Origin of the sequence: Paraburkholderia flava, assembly GCF_004359985.1 — a bacterium.
Taxonomy (GTDB): Bacteria; Pseudomonadota; Gammaproteobacteria; order Burkholderiales; family Burkholderiaceae; genus Paraburkholderia; species Paraburkholderia flava.
Window position 1 is genome coordinate 387,851 of the sequence record NZ_SMRO01000002.1, and the last position, 18,078, is coordinate 405,928.

General features: G+C 64.0%; 14 protein-coding genes. 7 read left to right on the forward strand and 7 right to left on the reverse strand.

The features are described 5' to 3' along the window. Window positions 1–124: 124 nt before the first annotated feature. From E1748_RS13080 to E1748_RS13090, 3 genes are all read left to right on the forward strand, one after another. Window positions 125–2,773, forward strand: coding sequence for a GH92 family glycosyl hydrolase (locus E1748_RS13080; protein WP_133647662.1), 2,649 nt, complete (start codon window positions 125–127; stop codon window positions 2,771–2,773). A gap of 250 nt (window positions 2,774–3,023) precedes the next feature. Then, entirely contained in the window at window positions 3,024–3,380 is a 357-nt protein-coding gene (locus E1748_RS13085; RefSeq protein ID WP_133647663.1) for a hypothetical protein, read from the forward strand. A gap of 187 nt (window positions 3,381–3,567) precedes the next feature. Continuing rightward, a complete protein-coding gene (locus E1748_RS13090; RefSeq protein ID WP_133647664.1) occupies window positions 3,568–5,211 on the forward strand; it encodes a multicopper oxidase family protein in 1,644 nt (547 codons plus the stop codon). An 87-nt stretch (window positions 5,212–5,298) separates the two neighbouring features. On the opposite strand, the gene E1748_RS13095 is transcribed toward E1748_RS13090, so the two are convergent. Continuing rightward, window positions 5,299–5,505, reverse strand: coding sequence for a cold-shock protein (locus E1748_RS13095; protein ID WP_133647665.1), 207 nt, complete (start codon window positions 5,503–5,505; stop codon window positions 5,299–5,301). Window positions 5,506–6,044: 539 nt separating this feature from the next. Here E1748_RS13095 and clpS point away from each other — a divergent pair. Then, window positions 6,045–6,359: an ATP-dependent Clp protease adapter ClpS gene (gene clpS / locus E1748_RS13100; protein WP_090528410.1), complete on the forward strand. Its 315-nt coding sequence runs from the start codon at window positions 6,045–6,047 to the stop codon at window positions 6,357–6,359. Then, on the forward strand, window positions 6,356–8,653 hold the full coding sequence (gene clpA, locus E1748_RS13105; RefSeq protein WP_133647666.1) for an ATP-dependent Clp protease ATP-binding subunit ClpA: 2,298 nt from the start codon (window positions 6,356–6,358) through the stop codon (window positions 8,651–8,653). The genes clpS and clpA overlap by 4 nt, the downstream gene beginning before the upstream one ends. An 88-nt stretch (window positions 8,654–8,741) precedes the next feature. Here the strand turns inward: clpA and dut are convergent, their stop codons facing one another. The 6 genes from dut to E1748_RS13135 form a co-directional block, all read right to left on the reverse strand. Beyond that, on the reverse strand, window positions 8,742–9,188 hold the full coding sequence (gene dut, locus E1748_RS13110; protein WP_133647667.1) for a dUTP diphosphatase: 447 nt from the start codon (window positions 9,186–9,188) through the stop codon (window positions 8,742–8,744). A gap of 32 nt (window positions 9,189–9,220) precedes the next feature. Continuing rightward, entirely contained in the window at window positions 9,221–10,222 is a 1,002-nt protein-coding gene (locus E1748_RS13115; protein ID WP_133647668.1) for an LLM class flavin-dependent oxidoreductase, read from the reverse strand. 22 nt (window positions 10,223–10,244) lie between these two features. Continuing rightward, complete coding sequence (coaBC, locus tag E1748_RS13120; RefSeq protein WP_133647669.1) at window positions 10,245–11,486, reverse strand: bifunctional phosphopantothenoylcysteine decarboxylase/phosphopantothenate--cysteine ligase CoaBC; 1,242 nt, start codon at window positions 11,484–11,486, stop codon at window positions 10,245–10,247. Between the two features lie 57 nt (window positions 11,487–11,543). Continuing rightward, window positions 11,544–12,044 (reverse strand): signal peptidase II, encoded by a 501-nt coding sequence (lspA, locus tag E1748_RS13125; RefSeq protein ID WP_133647670.1) that lies wholly within the window; start codon window positions 12,042–12,044, stop codon window positions 11,544–11,546. Continuing rightward, complete coding sequence (ileS, locus tag E1748_RS13130; RefSeq protein WP_133647671.1) at window positions 12,044–14,881, reverse strand: isoleucine--tRNA ligase; 2,838 nt, start codon at window positions 14,879–14,881, stop codon at window positions 12,044–12,046. Before ileS ends, lspA begins: the two co-directional genes overlap by 1 nt. A 157-nt stretch (window positions 14,882–15,038) precedes the next feature. Then, entirely contained in the window at window positions 15,039–16,034 is a 996-nt protein-coding gene (locus tag E1748_RS13135; RefSeq protein ID WP_133647672.1) for a bifunctional riboflavin kinase/FAD synthetase, read from the reverse strand. Between the two features lie 121 nt (window positions 16,035–16,155). Between E1748_RS13135 and purN the strand changes: the two genes are divergently transcribed. Then, window positions 16,156–16,815, forward strand: a complete 660-nt coding sequence (gene purN / locus E1748_RS13140) for a phosphoribosylglycinamide formyltransferase (RefSeq protein ID WP_133647673.1) — start codon at window positions 16,156–16,158, stop codon at window positions 16,813–16,815. Then, window positions 16,812–18,071 carry an RsmB/NOP family class I SAM-dependent RNA methyltransferase gene (locus E1748_RS13145; protein WP_133647674.1) on the forward strand — a complete coding sequence of 420 codons (1,260 nt, stop codon included), beginning with the start codon at window positions 16,812–16,814 and terminating at the stop codon, window positions 18,069–18,071. The genes purN and E1748_RS13145 overlap by 4 nt, the downstream gene beginning before the upstream one ends. Window positions 18,072–18,078: the final 7 nt, after the last annotated feature.

Below are 18,078 nucleotides of genomic sequence, written 5' to 3' on the forward strand. Positions count from 1 at the left end.
TGCCGTACTTCTAAAAACAACGATCGACAAACAGCATCGGACACGACCCCGCACGCGGCAAAGCGTGCGGGTCGTCGCGATCGTCGAGCGACATCGTACCGATGCATTAAACAGGGAGGTGGACATGAAAAATCTGCTGAAGCTCGCGATAGTCGTCGCGAGCATGGCGGCACTCACGGGTTGCGGAGGCGACGTTGGATCGTCGCAGTCCGCGACGCATACGAGCGGGAGTAACGGAGCAGGGTCGGTAAGCGGAGGCGCGGGAACGCCGGTTGGCTCTGGCGGTAATTCGACCGGCAGCAACCCGCCGGTGGTCACGCCTCCGGTGACCCGCACCGACATTGCCGGCCTGACGAAATTCGTCAACGTGTTCATCGGCACCGATACGCCGGATACGGGTCTCTCGGGCTATCCCGGCAACCTCAACCCGGGAGCGCAGACGCCGTTCGGCATGGTGAGCTTCGGTCCGGACACACCCGGCAGCAGGTCGCCGTACGGGGCGGGCTCGGGCGGTTACTTCTATGAAGATTCGAGCATCGACTTCTTCAGCCTCACGCATCTGAATGGTCCAGGCTGCCGGGGGCAGGGCGCGGTCGCGATGATCCCCGGTGGGGGCCAACTGACCTTCTCGCATGCGGACGAAAGCGCATCGCCTGGCTACTACAAGGTGAAGACCGGCAACGGCATCGTCAACGAATTCACCGCGACGACGCGCACCGGCATGGCTCGCTTGACCTTCCCGGCGGGGTCGACGCCGACGCTTGTCGTCAACGCGCTGAAGAGCAACGGAATGAAGAGCGGTGTGTCGTCATCGCTCGTGAACATCGCCGTCGATACAACGGCCGGTGTGGTGTCCGGTCAAACGGTGGTCGGTGCGTTCTGCGGCGGGACCTGGTACAAGCCGGTGTACTTCTACATCGTCTTCGATACCGCGTTCGATCCGACGAAGACCAAGTCGTCGAACGGCGTCGCGACGCTTACGTTCCAGCCCGCGGCTGCCGGTGCCGCGACGGTCGTGCAGGTCAAGGTCGGTATCTCGTCGGTCAGCGTCACCAACGCGAAGCTGAATCTGACGACGGAAAACCCGAACTGGTCGTTCGATACCGTTCGCACGAATCAGGATGCGATCTGGAATCACCGGCTCAACACCGTGCAGCTCGATCTTGCGCAGAGTGGCGCGATCACGAGTCTCGGTTCGAAGGCGCAGGCCGCGACCAACTACGTGACGCAGTTCTACACGGCGCTCTATCACACGATGACGGGCCCCACGATCTATAGCGACGTCAACGGCGATTACCGAAGCATGCAGCAGGCCAATCTTGGCGCGCCCGGCAACACGGCACCGGGACGTCCGACCGCAAACGTCTCGCAATATCCGGTGCCCGGCAACGCGAATGCGTACAAGGCGCACTACTCAGGCTTCTCGATGTGGGACACGTATCGTTCGGAGACGCAATTGCAGGCGCTGCTGTTTCCGACCGAAACGAGCGACATGATGCAGTCGCTCGTCGCCGACGCGAAGCAATGCGGCGCGCTCCCGCACTGGGTCGACGGCAGCGACGACACCAGGCCGATGGAAGGCGACCACGCGCCGAACGTGATCGCGGGTGCTTACGCGTTCGGCGCGCGTTCGTTCGATACGACGACCGCGCGCAAGTACATGCTGCAATCGGCGTTCGGCACGGGCGGTCCGGGCAGTGCGTTTGTCGAAGGTCAGTGCAACGACCAGCCGAGCGTCGACTGGACGAACGGGTCGAGCAGCGTCGGTAGTTTCTATCTGAAGAACGGCTACGTTTCCACCGATCTTTCGGTCAATCATCACTCGGGTTCTGTCACCCTGGAGATGGGCACGACGGACGAATCGATCGGCAACTTCCTTGCCGCGCTCGGCCAGACCGGCGATGCAAGCACTGTCACGACGTTGCACAAACGGGCCGCCGCCTGGGCCAACATCTTCGACGCGAACATTCCCGCGAGCCAGAACTACTTCGGCGTGACGAAGGGACTCGTGCCGAAGACTTCGAGCGGGCAATGGGTGTTCAACGATCCGCAGAACGGCGGCTTCCACGAATCGACCGAGCCGAACTACATCTGGACGATCGGCCACGACTACACGGCGCTGAACGCGGCGCTCGGCGGCAACACGGCGGCGATCACGCAGCTGAATGCGCTGTTCGGACTGGACGCGAGCAATCCGTATGGCGGCGCGCTGCCAAGTCCGCAAACGCTGAACAGCGGAGAGGGCGGCAGCACGCTGTACATTGGTAACGAGCCGTCGTTGCAAACGCCGTGGGCCTACAACTGGACCGGCACGCCGCAGCTCACGCAGCGTGTGATCCCGATCGTGATGCAGCAGACCTTCGCCAACGACCCAGGCGGCCTGCCCGGCAACGACGACATGGGCGCGACGTCCGGCTGGTATCTGTGGGCGAGCCTCGGGCTGTATCCGGTGATTCCGTCGGCACCCGGTCTCGCGATGTCGACGCCGCAGTTCAAGGGGATGACCGTGTGGCTCGCCGACGGCACGAAGAAGCTGCGCATCGAAGCCGACGACGAAGCGTTGTTGAACACAAAGCCGTACATCAAGTCGGTGCAGCTGAACGGCAAGACGTATCAGGGATCGTGGCTGCCGCTCGCGGCAATTGCGAACGGCGGTACGTTGACCTACACGCTGTCGGCGACGCCGACCGACTGGGCGACCGGCGCCGCGCTCGCGCCGCCGTCCGGACCGGGCGCGGACTATACGAAGGCACTCGCGACGCCGCAGCCTTGAAGCGTTGAATCGACGCACTGCATCCGCGCGGGTTCGAAGCGCGGGTGTGGTGGGAGTGGTGGCCAGCAGCCTGACCCGTGGCTGGCTTTGAAACCCTGGCGGGGTGACTCGCTGGGGTTTTTTTCTTGCGTCGCTCATCGTGCGACGGTCGCGATAGTTGCGTTGCGGCGGTCGACCGGCTGCGGCGGCGCGCTGCGGTATGATGGCCGCACGCCTTTTTCACTTTCCACTTTCCCGTCGCATGTCTTCGTTGTGGCGAATCCTCGTTGTGCTGTCGATCGCGCTGCTGTTCACGCAGCGCGTGTCCGCACACGAACAAGACGTGCAGCGTATCGCCGTCAACAACGGTGCGCAGGTCTCTCATCGCATCGCGACGGCGGAACACGAGCACCGCGTGTCACATCTGTCCGCGCATTGCGACATGCTCCACTGTGTATGCGGTCACGCGTCGTGTTGCGCGACGATGTGCGGTGCGCATTGCGGCGCATTGTTTGTCGCGTGGCGCTTCGAACCGTGGACGCCCGATGCATCGTTGCCGTCTTCCGCTACTGGTCCTTATCGCGCAGGCATTTCGCACGCGCCGCCGCTGCGTCCGCCGATCGTTTGACTTACGTGTGTGTCGCCTGCTTGGGCGCGTGATCGATGTCACGCAATCACGCAACAGCTGCGGCGCGCCGCAACGACGACGGCCGACCGCGCGCTCGCGCAGTCGCTGGCCGTTTCCCGAATGAACGAATGCGCACGCGACATTGCCCGAGCGGCAGCCGCGTGCGCGAGCAAAGAGGAATCGATCGATGATCCGCAGAGAATTTATGGTTCGCACGCTGGCTGCGGCGGTGGCAACGCTAGCCGGTCGTGGCGCGTGTGCGCAGCAGGCGTCGCACGGCATGCAGGGCATGCACGATATGGCCGGCATGGAAGGGATGGAAGGCATGGCCGGAATGCCCGGCATGACGCCGAAGACGAGCGCCGCCGCACACGCGCCTGCGCCGCTCGCTGCGGTCGATGCGCTGCCGGCAGGCCGTCCGCTCGCATCGCTGCGCATCCTTGCCAACGAGAGCCGCGAGCCAGGTGTGTTTCGCGCGACGCTCGTCGCGCATCCGGTCCAGCGCAATGTGCTCGCGGGCAGCGGCAAACCCACGACGTTCTGGCAGTACGACCCGACGACCGACGCGACATCGCAGGGTCCCATCGTCGGTCCGCTGATCGACGTACGCGAGGGCGACACCGTCGAGATCCACTTCATCAACCGGCTTGCACAGCCGTCGACAATTCATTGGCACGGCTTGCCCGTGCCGCCCGATCAGGACGGCAATCCTTCCGATCCGGTCGCGCCGGGCGCGACGCACGTCTACCGTTTCACGCTGCCGCCCGGCAGCGCGGGAACGTACTGGTATCACCCGCATCCGCACATGATGTCCGCCGAGCAGGTGTTTCGCGGGCTGGCCGGTCCGATCGTCGTGCGCGCTGCTAACGATCCGCTCGCCGGCTGGCCTGAGCGTCATCTGTTCTTCTCGGATCTGAAGCTGTCCGCCGACGGCACGATTCCGCCGAACGACATGATGGACTGGATGAACGGCCGCGAAGGCCAGTTCGTGCTGGTCAACGGCGCTCGGCGGCCGCGCATCGTCGTCGCAAACGACGAGCGCTGGCGTGTGTGGAACGGCTGCAATGCGCGCTATCTTCGGTTGTCGCTGGGTGTGCCGTTCGCGCAGGTCGGCACCGACGGCGGTTTGCTGGAGCGTTCGCGCGACGGTCTGACCGACCTGCTGCTCGCGCCGGGCGAGCGCGCGGAGCTGATCGTGCGCGCCGGCACGAAGCCGCAACAGGTGGTGCTCACCGCCGATGTCTACGATCGCCGCAAGATGGCAATGTCGCACGGCAGTCTGCCCGCCGATCCCGCGCATGCGCTCGCCGACATCGAATTCGCACCGTCGGCCGGTGCCGATGCTGCCGCTGCGACACCACGAGCATTACCCGCGATATTGCGCACGATCGAACCGCTGGGCACGTCGGTTGCAAAAAAATCGGTCGTGTTTTCCGAGAAGATGGACATGGCCGCGATGCATAAACCCGGCGCGTCCGTGCACGGGATGCCCGCCGGCATGTCCTTCATGATCAACGGCGCGACGTTCGATCCATCTCGCGTCACGCTGACGAGCCGGCGCGACGACGTGGAAATCTGGTCAATCGAAAATCGCACCGACATGGATCATCCGTTCCATCTGCACGGCACGCAGTTTCAGGTGGTCGAGCGGGTGCGGGGCGGTGTTGCGACGTCCGAGCCGTATCGCGCGTGGCGCGACACGGTGAACGTCGAGCCCGACGAGATCGTGCGCATCGCGACGGTGCAGCGGATGGCGGGCGAGCGCATGTTCCACTGTCACATCCTCGAGCACGAGGACCTCGGAATGATGGCCACGCTCAAGGTGATCTGAGTGATCTGAGCGTCGCGCCCTATGTGAACGCAAAATGAAAAAACCCGGCATGAAGCCGGGTTTCAGAGGTACGGGTATCGAACGGAGTCAGGCGGCGGCCTGGATGTTCGATGCCTGTTTGCCTTTGGGGCCCTGCACGACGTCGAAACTCACCTTCTGGCCTTCCTTGAGGGTTTTGAACCCGTTCATCGTGATAGCCGAAAAGTGCGCGAACAGATCCTCACCGCCTTCGTCGGGCGTAATGAATCCGAAACCTTTCGCGTCATTGAACCATTTGACTGTACCAGTTGACATACCAACTTCCCCTGTAACTCATGTTCCCACCACGAGCACGCTCGAAAAGCTTAACGACCGCAGTTTGCAGCCGTCCCCTCCTCACAAGCTCACCATCGGCATTTTTTCGAAATAATTGCTGGTTGAAAAAAGTGCCAGCTTGATTGTTGAGGCTCTTAATTCGAGTGTCAAGAAAATTTTGAGACACGCTGCGGGCCGTTGCGTGAATCCCATTTTCAGGGTTTTTCCCGCTTTTCTTATGTGCGGCCGTACGAGCGGGCGGTCTTGAAAAGTCGCATAATCGACTCACATGCTGCGTAGCGGGTCGCGGAGGAACGCGGAGCCGCCAGCCGCTTCCGGCGGGTTATGCGATACTCGATCCGACGATGGTTTGACGAATGCAGCAACGACTTTCGGGAGGGCCGGCACCGCACTCGGCTCGTCGCGGAACGCTCGCGCCGGCAATGCTGGCCGCAGGGCCTCCGGGCAACGTTCACCGGCCAGCTGGCTGGGGGTTTTGGCAGGATTGCGGGCCTGTCCGAGTTGTTTAGAATGGGTGTATGGCGATTATTCCGGACAAGCAGGATGGCACCGTACTGGAGCGGCAGGAACAGAAGCTAAAACCGCCGGCCATGTATAAGGTGGTGCTGCTGAATGACGACTTCACGCCGATGGAATTTGTCGTGATGATCGTGCAGGAGTATTTCAATAAAGATCGTGAAACCGCAACGCAGGTTATGTTGAAGGTACATCGCGAAGGTAGGGGAGTCTGTGGGGTCTATACGCGGGACATCGCGTCGACCAAAGTCGAGCAAGTCGTTACCCACGCACGGCAGGCCGGGCATCCGCTGCAGTGTGTGATGGAGGAAGCATGATTGCCCAGGAACTGGAAGTCAGCCTGCACATGGCGTTCATGGAAGCACGCCAGGCCAGGCACGAGTTCATCACGGTCGAACATCTTTTGCTGGCGCTGTTGGACAATCCGACGGCGGCTGAGGTGTTGCGCGCATGCGCGGCCAACATCGAGGATCTGCGTCAGAACCTGCGCAACTTCATTCATGACAACACGCCGACCGTGCCTGGCACGGACGACGTCGACACGCAGCCCACGCTCGGTTTTCAGCGTGTGATCCAGCGCGCCATCATGCATGTGCAGTCCACGTCGAACGGCAAGAAGGAAGTGACCGGCGCGAACGTGCTGGTTGCGATCTTCGGCGAGAAGGATTCTCACGCGGTGTACTACCTGCAGCAGCAGGGCGTCACGCGGCTCGACGTCGTGAATTTCATTTCGCATGGCATCGCGAAGACGAACAGCACCGACGCCGCGAAAGCGAGCGACGCGAATGCCGAGTCCGACGAAGCCGGTGCGCAGAAGGAAACGCCGCTCGCGCAGTTCACGCAGAACCTGAACCAGATGGCAAAGGACGGCCGCATCGATCCGCTGATCGGACGCGAAGCGGAAGTCGAGCGCGTCGTTCAGGTGCTGTGCCGTCGTCGCAAGAACAATCCGCTGCTGGTCGGTGAAGCGGGCGTCGGCAAGACGGCGATCGCCGAAGGTCTTGCGTATCGGATCACGCGCGGCGAAGTGCCGGACATTCTTGCGGATGCGCAGGTCTATTCGCTCGATATGGGCGCGCTGCTCGCCGGCACGAAGTATCGCGGCGATTTCGAGCAACGCCTGAAGACGGTGTTGAAGGAACTGAAGGAACGGCCGCACGCCATTCTGTTCATCGACGAAATCCATACGCTGATCGGCGCAGGTGCTGCGTCGGGCGGCACGCTCGATGCATCGAATCTGCTGAAGCCGGCGTTGTCGTCGGGTGTGTTGAAGTGCATCGGCGCGACGACGTTCACCGAATATCGCGGCATCTTCGAGAAGGACGCAGCGCTGTCGCGCCGCTTCCAGAAAGTCGATGTGACCGAGCCGACCGTCGAACAAACGGTGGCGATCCTGCGTGGCTTGAAGTCGCGCTTCGAAGAGCACCACGGCGTGAAGTATTCGTCGGGTGCGCTGTCGGCGGCGGCGGAGCTGTCGGCGCGCTTCATCACCGACCGTCATCTGCCGGACAAGGCGATCGACGTGATCGACGAAGCCGGTGCGGCGCAACGCATCCTGCCGAAGTCGAAGCAGAAGAAGACGATCGGCAAGGGCGAGATCGAGGAAATCATTTCGAAGATCGCGCGCATCCCTCCGCAGAGCGTGTCGCAGGACGACCGCAGCAAGCTGCAGACGCTCGATCGCGATCTGAAGAGCGTCGTGTTCGGACAAGACCCGGCCATCGATGCGCTGTCGGCCGCGATCAAGATGGCGCGCGCGGGCCTCGGCAAGACGGACAAGCCGATCGGCGCGTTCCTGTTCTCGGGCCCGACCGGTGTCGGCAAGACCGAAGTGGCGCGGCAGCTCGCGTTCACGATGGGCATCGAACTGCTGCGCTTCGACATGTCGGAATACATGGAGCGTCATGCGGTGAGCCGTTTGATTGGCGCGCCGCCGGGCTACGTCGGGTTCGATCAGGGTGGTTTGCTGACCGAAGCCGTCACGAAGAAGCCGCACTGCGTGCTGCTGCTCGACGAAATCGAGAAGGCGCATCCGGACATCTACAACGTGCTGCTGCAGGTGATGGACCACGGCACGCTGACCGACAACAACGGCCGCAAGGCGGACTTCCGCAACGTCATCATCATCATGACGACGAATGCGGGCGCCGAGTCGATGCAGAAGTCGACGATCGGTTTCACGACGCGCCGCGAAACCGGCGACGAAATGGCCGATATCAAGCGGATGTTCACGCCGGAGTTCCGTAACCGTCTGGACGCGACGATCAGCTTCCGCTCGCTCGATGAAGAAATCATCATGCGCGTGGTCGACAAGTTCCTGATGCAGCTCGAAGACCAGCTGCACGAGAAGAAGGTCGACGCGCTCTTCACCGACGCGCTGCGCGCGCATCTTGCGAAGCACGGTTTCGATCCGTTGATGGGTGCACGTCCGATGCAGCGCCTGATCCAGGACACGATCCGTCGCGCGCTCGCCGACGAGTTGCTGTTCGGCAAGCTGGTGACGGGCGGCCGCGTGACGGTCGACGTCGATGGCAACGACAAGGTGCAGCTGACGTTCGACGAGCATTCGGAGCCGGGCAGTCCGAATCCGGAAGCGGTCGAGGCCGAATAAGCTTCAAGAGCAGCAATAAAAAACGGCGCGGGCTATAAACCCGCGCCGTTTTTCTTTTGCGTGGCGTATTTGTCCTGCGTATCGACGTTCAGTGCTTGCCGGTACTACCGAATCCACCCGCGCCGCGCGCGCTCTCCGCAAAGTCGTCGACGATGTTGAACTGCGCCTGCACGACCGGCACGATTACCAGTTGCGCGAGACGTTCGAACGGATTCAGCGTGAACGTGGTCTGGCCGCGGTTCCACGTCGAAATCATCAGCTCGCCCTGGTAATCCGAATCGATCAATCCCACCAGATTACCCAGCACGATGCCGTGCTTATGACCGAGGCCCGAGCGCGGCAGGATCAGCGCGGCGTAGCCCGGATCGCCGACGTGGATCGCGAGGCCGGTCGGCACGAGCGCGGTCTGTCCCGGTTCGAGGATCAGCGGCGCGTCGAGACATGCACGCAGATCGAGGCCCGCGCTGCCCGGCGTCGCGTAGTGCGGAAGCTGGTCGCGCATCTTCGGGTTGAGAATCTTCAGGTCGAGTTTCATGCGAGGTCGGGAATGGAGGTGAAGAAAAAAATTCAGCGTCCCAGCTGGAACGCTTCGGCAAGCAGTTCGTACGAGCGCAGTCGCGCGCGGTAGCTGCCCGCGACGGTCAGCACGATCAGTTCGTCGGCCTCGAACTGGTCCTTCAACTCGAGTAGCCGTTCGGTCACCGTGCCGGGCGTGCCGATCACGCTGCGCGGCTTTTCGCGCGCGATGACCAGTTGCTCGCGCTCGCCGTATTCCTGCGCGAGGCCTTGCTCGATCGATGGAATCGGCGCGTTGAGTCCGTAGGCCATCTGCACGCGGCGCAGATCGACTGCTTTTTCGAGGTCGGCGGCTTCCTGTTCGGTGTCCGCGCAGATCGCGAATACTGCGGCCGCCAGATACGGCCGCGCTTCGTTGCCGGCAGCGAAGCGCTCGCGATACGCCTGCGCCACCTGATGTCCGAAATGCGCGTTGATGAAATGCGCGAACGCGAAGCGCAGCCCAAGCTGCGCGGCAAGCAGCCCGCCGAAGTCGCTCGACCCGAGCACCCACAGTTCAGGTCGCGTCTCGACTTGCGGTTGCAGCAGCACGCCGTGCGCGAGGTGATCGTCGGGCAGGGTGCCGTTCATCAGCCCGACCAGTTCGCCGACCTGCTGCGGAAAAATGTCGCCACGGTTGTACGTGCCCGCCGCGACGGCCTGCGCGGTGCGCATGTCGCCGCCGGGCGCGCGCCCGACACCGAGATCGACGCGATTCGGGAACAGCGCTTCGAGCATCATGAACTGCTCGGCGAGTTTGAACGGGCTGTAGTACGGCAGCATCACGCCGCCGGAGCCGATGCGGATGCGCTTCGTCACGCTGCCGAGGCGCGCGAGCATGACTTCGGGACACGGGTTCGATACGCCGCGCAACCCGTGGTGTTCGGCGCACCAGTAGCGCGTGTAGCCGAGGTCGTCGGCGAGTTGGGCGAGTTCGATGGTGGCCGCGATCGCATCGGCTACCGAGTGCGCGTCGATCACGGGCGTTTGATCGAGCACGGAAAGTCGCGTCATGGCAGTACCGCTCCGGATGAGATCAGCGGATCAGGCTCGTGTCCGGCAGCCGCTTCGCGATTTCGGCGATCAGCGCGCCGGCGAGCGAACGCTTGTCCGCGCGCGGCAGCTTCGTCGCGCCGCTTGCTTCGAATAGCACGACTTCGTTGTCGTCGAGGCCGAACGTCAGCGGACCGAGATTGCCGATCAGTAGCGGCACGTTCTTGCGTACGCGCTTTTCTTCGCCGTGCACGTCGAGGTCGCCGCTCTCCGCCGCGAAGCCGACGCAGAACGGCGGATGCGGCAGCTTCGCGACCGCTGCAAGGATGTCGGGGTTCTCGATGAACGTGAACGACGGCATCGGCTTGTCGGCGGTCTTCTTGATCTTGTGGTCGCTCGGGTGATCGACGCGCCAGTCGGCGACCGCTGCGACGCCGATGAAGATGTCGTAGTCGGGCACCGCGCGCATCACCGCGTCGTGCATCTGCTGCGCGGTCTGCACGTCTTCTCGATAGACGCCCCACGGTGTTTCGATGCTGACCGGACCGGCGATCAGATGCACGTCCGCGCCCGCCTGTTGTGCGGCGCGCGCGAGCGCGAAGCCCATCTTGCCGCTGGAGCGATTCGTGATGCCGCGCACCGGATCGAGCGGTTCGAACGTCGGGCCCGCGGTGAGCAACACGCGATGTCCGGCGAGCAGCTTCGGATGGAAGAACGACGCGATCGCTTCATACGTCGCTTCGGGTTCGAGCATCCGGCCGTCGCCGACTTCACCGCACGCCTGCGGACCGGAGTCCGGACCCAGCACTTCGACGCCGTCCGCGCGCAGCTGCGCGACGTTGCGTTGCGTGGCCGGGTTCTGCCACATCTGCCGGTTCATCGCGGGGACGACGAGCAGCGGACAGTCGCGCGCCACACACAGCGTGGACAGCAGATCGTCCGCGCGACCATGCGCGAGCTTCGCGAGAAAATCCGTCGACGCCGGCGCGATCACGATCGCATCGGCTTCGCGCGACAGATCGATGTGCGGCATGTTGTTCGGAATGCGCGCGTCCCACTGGCTCGTGTAGACGGGCCGGCCGGACAGCGCCTGCATCGTGACCGGCGTGATGAACTGCGTTGCCGCATCGGTCATCACGATCTGCACGGTGGCACCTGCCTTGACGAGCAGGCGCGTGAGTTCGGCGATCTTGTAGCAGGCGATGCCACCCGTCAGACCGAGGACGAGATGTTTTCCTGCGAGTTCTCCGCCTGTGGCAGTAGTGACGGTAGTGACAGTCGCCAACGCAAGCCTCCGACTAAGCAAGTGCCGCCGGCGCAGCGCGCCGGCTTTGAAACACGGTCAACGCGAGCCGCGCACGCGCCGCAGCTCGTCGAACACGAGCAGCGCTGCGCCGATCGTGATCGCGCTGTCGGCGAGATTGAACGCCGGCCAGTGCCATGCGCGCACGTGAAAATCGAGGAAGTCGATCACGTGGCCGTACATCAGCCGGTCGATCACGTTGCCGAGCGCACCGCCGAGAATCAGCGACAGCGCCGCACAGAACAGCCGCTGCGTGCCGTGCCGCTTCAACAGATAGCAGATCACGAGCGCCGCAACGATGCCGAGCGCGGTGAAGCCCCAGCGCTGCCAGCCGCCGGCAGCCGCGAGGAAGCTGAACGCCGCGCCGCGGTTGAACACCAGCAGCAGGTTGAAGAACGGCGTCAGTTCATACGGGCGACCGTACTCGAACACGCGCGCGACAGCGATCTTCGTCAACTGATCGAACAGGATCACGATCAGTGCGACGCCCAGCCACGGTGCGAGCGATCCGCCGCCCGATTTCGACAGGGTTTTGGCCATTATGCCGCGCTCCTTGTTTCACCGCTGCCGAACAGATTGCTGATACAGCGCCCGCACAGCGTCGGGTGTTCGGCGTTCTCGCCGACGTCCGCGCGGTAGTGCCAGCAGCGCTCGCACTTGAGGTATTTCGACGCGATCACTTCGACGCCTTCGTCGGCTTCGCTGTCCACACGCACGACCGTCGCCGCCGACGTGATCAGCACGAACTTCAGATCGGCGCCGAGGCTCGCGAGCGCATCGTGACGCGCACCGCTCGCGCGGATCTCGACTTCGGCCTGCAGCGACGAACCGATCAGGTTCGCGACGCGCGCTTCTTCCAGAGCCTTCGTGACATCGCTACGTACCGAGCGCAGCAGCGCCCACTTGTCGATCAGCGCGGCGCTGTCCTCGACCTGCGGGTACACGTGATACGTGCCGGTGAAGATCGTGTCGTTGCCCGGCTGGAAGATCTTCCATGCTTCTTCGGCGGTGAACGACAGGAACGGCGCCATGATCCGCAGCAGCCCGTGCGCGATGTGATACAGCGCGGTCTGTGCGGCACGGCGCGCGGTCGAGTCGGGCGCGGTCGTGTAGAGACGGTCTTTCAGCACGTCGAGATAGAAGCCGCCGAGATCTTCCGAGCAGAACGTCTGCAGCTTCGCGACGACCGGATGGAACTCGTATCGGTCGTAGTGCGCGAGCACGTCGGTCTGCAGCGCGGACGTCAGCGCGACCGCGTAGCGATCGATCTCGAGCCATTCGTCGACCGGGCGCGCGTGCGCGGCGAAGTCGAAGTCCGACAGGTTTGCGAGCAGGAAGCGCAGCGTGTTGCGGATACGTCGATAGCTTTCCGTCACGCGCTTGAGGATTTCCTCGGAGATCGCGAGCTCGCCGGAATAGTCGGTCGATGCGATCCACAGCCGGATGATTTCCGCACCCAACCGGTTCGCCACTTCATGCGGATCGATCCCGTTGCCGAGCGACTTGCTCATCTTGCGGCCTTCGCCGTCGACGGTGAAGCCGTGCGTGAGCAGCGCGTTGTACGGCGGCCGGCCGTCGAGCATCGACGCAGTGAGCAGCGACGAATGGAACCAGCCGCGATGCTGGTCCGAGCCTTCGAGATAGAGGTCAGCCGGGAACTGCAGCGAGTCTTTGTGCGAGCCGCGCAGCACGTGCCAGTGCGTCGTGCCCGAATCGAACCAGACGTCGAGCGTGTCGCGGTTCTTCTCGTACAGGTTCGCGTCGTCGCCGATCAGCTCGCGCGGATCGAGCGTCTGCCACGCTTCGATGCCGCCGGTTTCGACACGCTGTGCGACCTGTTCGAGCAGTTCGAGCGTGCGCGGATGCAGCTCGCCGGTTTCCTTGTGCACGAAGAACGCCATCGGCACGCCCCATTGCCGCTGACGTGACAAGGTCCAGTCGGGCCGGTTCGCGATCATCGAGAAGAGACGTTGCTTGCCCCACGACGGATAGAACGCGGTCGCCTCGATGCCCGCGAGCGCGGTTTCGCGCAGCGTGCGGTCGCTGTCGTTCGGCTTCACGTCCATGCCCGCGAACCACTGCGACGTCGCGCGATAGATGATCGGCGTCTTGTGACGCCAGCAGTGCATGTAGCTGTGCGTGTACTTCTCGCTGCGTAGCAGCGTGCCGGCGTTACGCAATGCGTCGATGACCTGCGGATTCGCGGCCCAGATCGACAGACCGCCGAACAGCGCGAGCGATTCGATATAGCGGCCGTCGCCCATCACCGGATTGATGATGTCGGAGTCGGCCATGCCGTGCGCCTTGCACGACACGAAGTCCTCGACGCCATAGGCTGGCGACGAATGGACGATACCGGTGCCGGTCTCGGTCGTCACGTACTCGCCGAGATACACCGGCGCCGTGCGCTTGTAGCCCGGATGCGCGGACGCGAGCGGGTGATGGAAGCGCAGGTTCGCGAGCTTTTCGCCGGGCGCGGTCGCGATCACGTTGCCGGTCAGCTCGAAGTCCTTCAGGCACGCTTCGACGCGCTCCTGAGCGAAGATCAGCAGACCGCGCGGCGTATCGACGAGCGCGTAGACCACTTCCGGATGCACGTTCAGCGCCTGGTTCGCGGGGATGGTCCACGGCGTCGTGGTCCAGATGACGATGCCGCCTTCGGCGCGCGGCAATGCCGCGAGGCCGAACGCACGCGCGGTCTTCTCCGGATCGGCGAACGGGAACAGCACGTCGATCGTCGGATCGGTCTTGTCCTTGTATTCGACTTCCGCTTCGGCGAGCGCCGAGCCGCAGTCGAAGCACCAGTTCACCGGCTTCAGGCCGCGGAACACGTAGCCCTTCTCGATGATCTTCGCGAGCGCGCGGATTTCGCCGGCCTCATTAGTGAAGTTCATCGTGCGATACGGGTTGTCCCAGTCGCCGAGCACGCCAAGGCGGCGAAAGCCTGCCTTCTGCTTCTCGATCTGGCCGCTTGCGTACGCGCGCGCTTTCTCCATCACTTCGGCGGCCGGCAGCGATTTGCCGAACTGCTTTTCGATCTGGATTTCGATCGGCATGCCGTGGCAGTCCCAGCCCGGCACGTAGACCGCGTCGAAGCCCGCGAGATTGCGCGCCTTGACGATCATGTCCTTGAGGATCTTGTTCACCGCGTGGCCGAGGTGGATGTCGCCGTTCGCGTACGGCGGCCCATCGTGCAGGATGAACTTTTTGCGTCCCTTCGACGCTTCGCGGATCTTCTCGTAGAGCTTGCCTTCCTGCCACTCCTGGACCCACTGCGGCTCGCGCTTCGGCAGGTCGCCGCGCATCGGAAACGGCGTGTCGAGCAGGTTGACCGGGTAGCGGGCCTGCGGTTTCGAATCGGCTTTCTTGTTGCTCATGATGAGGTCGGGTTAGATACGGTAAGTGCGGCCCGCGCGGCGCTGTCGTGCTGCGCGGAACATCCGGCGGCGGATCGCATGATGTGCGAGCGTTGCCGGATGCGGCGAACGGACCGTGCGGGCGCTTACGGACACTGCGCCGGCGCGGTCCACCCGGCTAACTAATTCGGTCGGTGGCCGAGGTGGCGAAACCCGTCGAGCGACTGCCCGGCGATGCGTCGCCCGTTGCGGCGAACCACTCGCGCGCATGGTCGACGTCGCGGGCGATGGCCGCCGTCAGCGTTTCGAGGTCGATGTACTTCTCTTCGTCGCGCAGCTTCTTCAAAAATTCGACGCGCACGAGCTTGCCGTATGCGTCGCCGTGCCAGTCGAGCAGATGCACTTCGAGCAGCACGCGGCCCGAGTCGTCGACGGTGGGCCGCAGGCCGAGGCTTGCGACGCCCGGCAGCGGCTTGTCTTCGACGCCGTGCACACGCACGACGAAAATGCCCGCGAGTGCCGGACGCTTGTGCGCGATCGGCAGGTTCAGCGTCGGGAAACCGAGGTCGCGTCCGAGCTTCATGCCGTGCACGACGTGGCCGCTGATCACGTATTCGCGGCCGAGCGCTGCGCGTGCCGCATCGAGATCGCCGGCGACCAGCGCAGCGCGCACGCCGGAACTGGAGATGCGCGCGCCGGACGGATCGGCGACCGTCGCCATCTGTTCGACCTCGAAGCCGTACCGGTTGCCTGCCGCCTTCAGCGACGCGAAATCGCCGGCGCGCTTCGAGCCGTAGCGGAAGTCGTCGCCGATCATCACCCAGCGCGCGTGCAGCCCGTTGACGATAATCCGTTCGACGAACGTATCCGGCGACTGGCTCGCGAAGGTCTGGTTGAAATGCTCGACAACGACACGATCGACACCGTTCATCCGCAGCGCCTCGAGCTTGTCGCGCAGCATCGCGATGCGCGGCGGCGCGCCGGCCGGGTTGAAGAATTCACGCGGGTGGGGCTCGAAGGTCATCACGCAGACGGGCAGTCCGCGCGCATCGGCGGCGGCGCGCACGTGCGCGAGCAACGCCTGATGTCCGCGGTGGACACCGTCGAAATTGCCGATCGTCAATGCGCATGGCGCACGGCTTTCGGCATTGGGAAGACCGCGGAAAACTCTCACGATAGCGGGGGGCGTCGATTGGCGCGGCTGCAATGCCGCAAAACGAACGATTATAAACGCTACAGGCCCGACACGGCTTCGCTGCGCGGTTCGGGCCCCTCCCGGATGATAAAATCCGCGGATGAAAAAACTCGTTATCCTGATTTCGGGGCGGGGCAGCAACATGGAAGCGATCGTTCGCGCATGCGCGCGCGATCGCTGGCCGGCGCAGGTCGCCGCCGTGATTGCGAGCCGTCCCGACGCCGCGGGCCTTGCGTTCGCGGCGTCGCAAGGCATTGCCACGGCGGTCGTCGACCACCGCCAGTTCGCTGACCGCAGCGCTTTCGACACTGCGCTCGCCGCGGAAATCGACCGTTTCTCGCCTGACCTCGTCGTGCTCGCGGGCTTCATGCGCGTGCTGACGACCGGTTTCGTCGAGCGTTACGCGGGCCGCATGCTGAATATCCATCCGTCGCTGCTGCCGTGCTTTCCCGGTTTGAAGACGCATCAACAGGCGCTCGACGCGGGCGTGCATCTGCACGGCGCGTCGGTGCATTTCGTCACGCCGCAACTGGATCATGGTCCGATCGTCGCGCAGGCAGCGATTCCCGTGCAGGCCGGCGACGATGCCGCCGCGCTCGCTGAGCGTGTACTCGCTGTCGAACACATTCTTTATCCACGCGCGGTGCGCTGGTTCGTCGAAGGGCGTCTTGCGCTCGACGGACTGCGCGTCGTGCTGACGCCACCCGAGCCGCAATGGCTCTTCACCGAATCGACCAGCCACGCCGGGGAGGGCGCATGAGACTGCATGGATTTCTGATTGGACAAACCGAAACGTTGCTCGCCGACGTATTGAAGTTCGCCGGCCCCGCCGATGCCGCGACCAGCCGCTTCTTTCGCGCGCATCCGAAGCTTGGGCACGGCGAGCGCGGCGTGATTGCCGAAGCGGTGTTTGCCGTGCTGCGCCGTCGGATGGAGTTCGCGCATCTGGCCGAGAGCGGCACCGGCAGTCCCGCGCGACGCCTCGCGCTGCTTGGCCTGATGCAGACGGCCGGCCGCACCGCGCTGAAGCCGTTCGTGTCGGAAGCCGAGAGCACGTGGCTCGAACACGTCGCGAAGATCGATCCTGAGAGCCTGCCGCTGCGCATCCGGATGAATCTGCCCGACTGGATCTGCGAGGCGCTCGGCAAGCGTTTCTCGCCGGAAGAACTCGCACAGCTGGCCGCTGCGGTGAATTATCCGGCGCCGCTCGATCTGCGTTCCAATCCGCAGAAGGCGACCCGCGATCAGGTGCTCGACGCGCTCGGCAAGGCCGGCATCGAAGCGGGCGCAACGCCGTTCGCGCCGTTCGGCGTGCGCGTGATCGGCAAGCCGCCGCTGACGAAGCTCGACGCGTTCCAGGATGGCTGGATCGAGGTGCAGGACGAGGGCAGCCAGTTGCTGTGCTCGATCGTCGCGCCGAAGCGCGGCGAGATGATCGTCGACTTCTGCGCGGGTGCCGGCGGCAAGACGCTCGCGCTCGGCGCGATGATGCGCTCGACCGGTCGGCTGTACGCATTCGACATCTCCGACCGGCGTCTCGCGAAACTCAAGCCGCGGCTCGCGCGCAGCGGTCTGTCGAACGTGAACCCGGTGCTGATCGACAGCGAGCACGATGCGAAGATCAAGCGGCTTGCCGGCAAGATCGATCGCGTGCTGGTCGATGCGCCATGCAGCGGGCTCGGCACGCTGCGCCGCAATCCCGATCTGAAGTGGCGGCAGACGCCCGAATCGATCGCCGAACTGACGCCGAAGCAGGCGTCGATTCTCGCGAGCGCTTCACGTCTCGTGAAGAAGGGCGGCCGGCTCATCTACGCGACGTGCAGCGTGCTCGACGCGGAGAACGAAGCGATCGTCGAGCAGTTCCTCGCGGATCACCCGGACTTCGCGCTGGTGCCCGCACGCGATGTGCTCGCCGAGCAGCGCATCGATCTGGACACCGGCGACTATCTGTCGCTGTGGCCGCATCGCCATGCGACCGACGGTTTCTTCGCCGCCGTGCTGGAACGTCGCGGCTGATCCGCAC

Coding starts and splice junctions, on each gene's coding strand:
- ileS (WP_133647671.1), bottom strand. CDS start 14,881: ATGAGCAACAAGAAAGCCGATTCGAAACCGCAGGCCCGCTACCCGGTC.
- E1748_RS13115 (WP_133647668.1), bottom strand. CDS start 10,222: ATGACGCGACTTTCCGTGCTCGATCAAACGCCCGTGATCGACGCGCAC.
- E1748_RS13145 (WP_133647674.1), top strand. CDS start 16,812: ATGAGACTGCATGGATTTCTGATTGGACAAACCGAAACGTTGCTCGCC.
- E1748_RS13090 (WP_133647664.1), top strand. CDS start 3,568: ATGATCCGCAGAGAATTTATGGTTCGCACGCTGGCTGCGGCGGTGGCA.
- E1748_RS13080 (WP_133647662.1), top strand. CDS start 125: ATGAAAAATCTGCTGAAGCTCGCGATAGTCGTCGCGAGCATGGCGGCA.
- dut (WP_133647667.1), bottom strand. CDS start 9,188: ATGAAACTCGACCTGAAGATTCTCAACCCGAAGATGCGCGACCAGCTT.
- E1748_RS13095 (WP_133647665.1), bottom strand. CDS start 5,505: ATGTCAACTGGTACAGTCAAATGGTTCAATGACGCGAAAGGTTTCGGA.
- purN (WP_133647673.1), top strand. CDS start 16,156: ATGAAAAAACTCGTTATCCTGATTTCGGGGCGGGGCAGCAACATGGAA.
- clpS (WP_090528410.1), top strand. CDS start 6,045: ATGGCGATTATTCCGGACAAGCAGGATGGCACCGTACTGGAGCGGCAG.
- clpA (WP_133647666.1), top strand. CDS start 6,356: ATGATTGCCCAGGAACTGGAAGTCAGCCTGCACATGGCGTTCATGGAA.
- lspA (WP_133647670.1), bottom strand. CDS start 12,044: ATGGCCAAAACCCTGTCGAAATCGGGCGGCGGATCGCTCGCACCGTGG.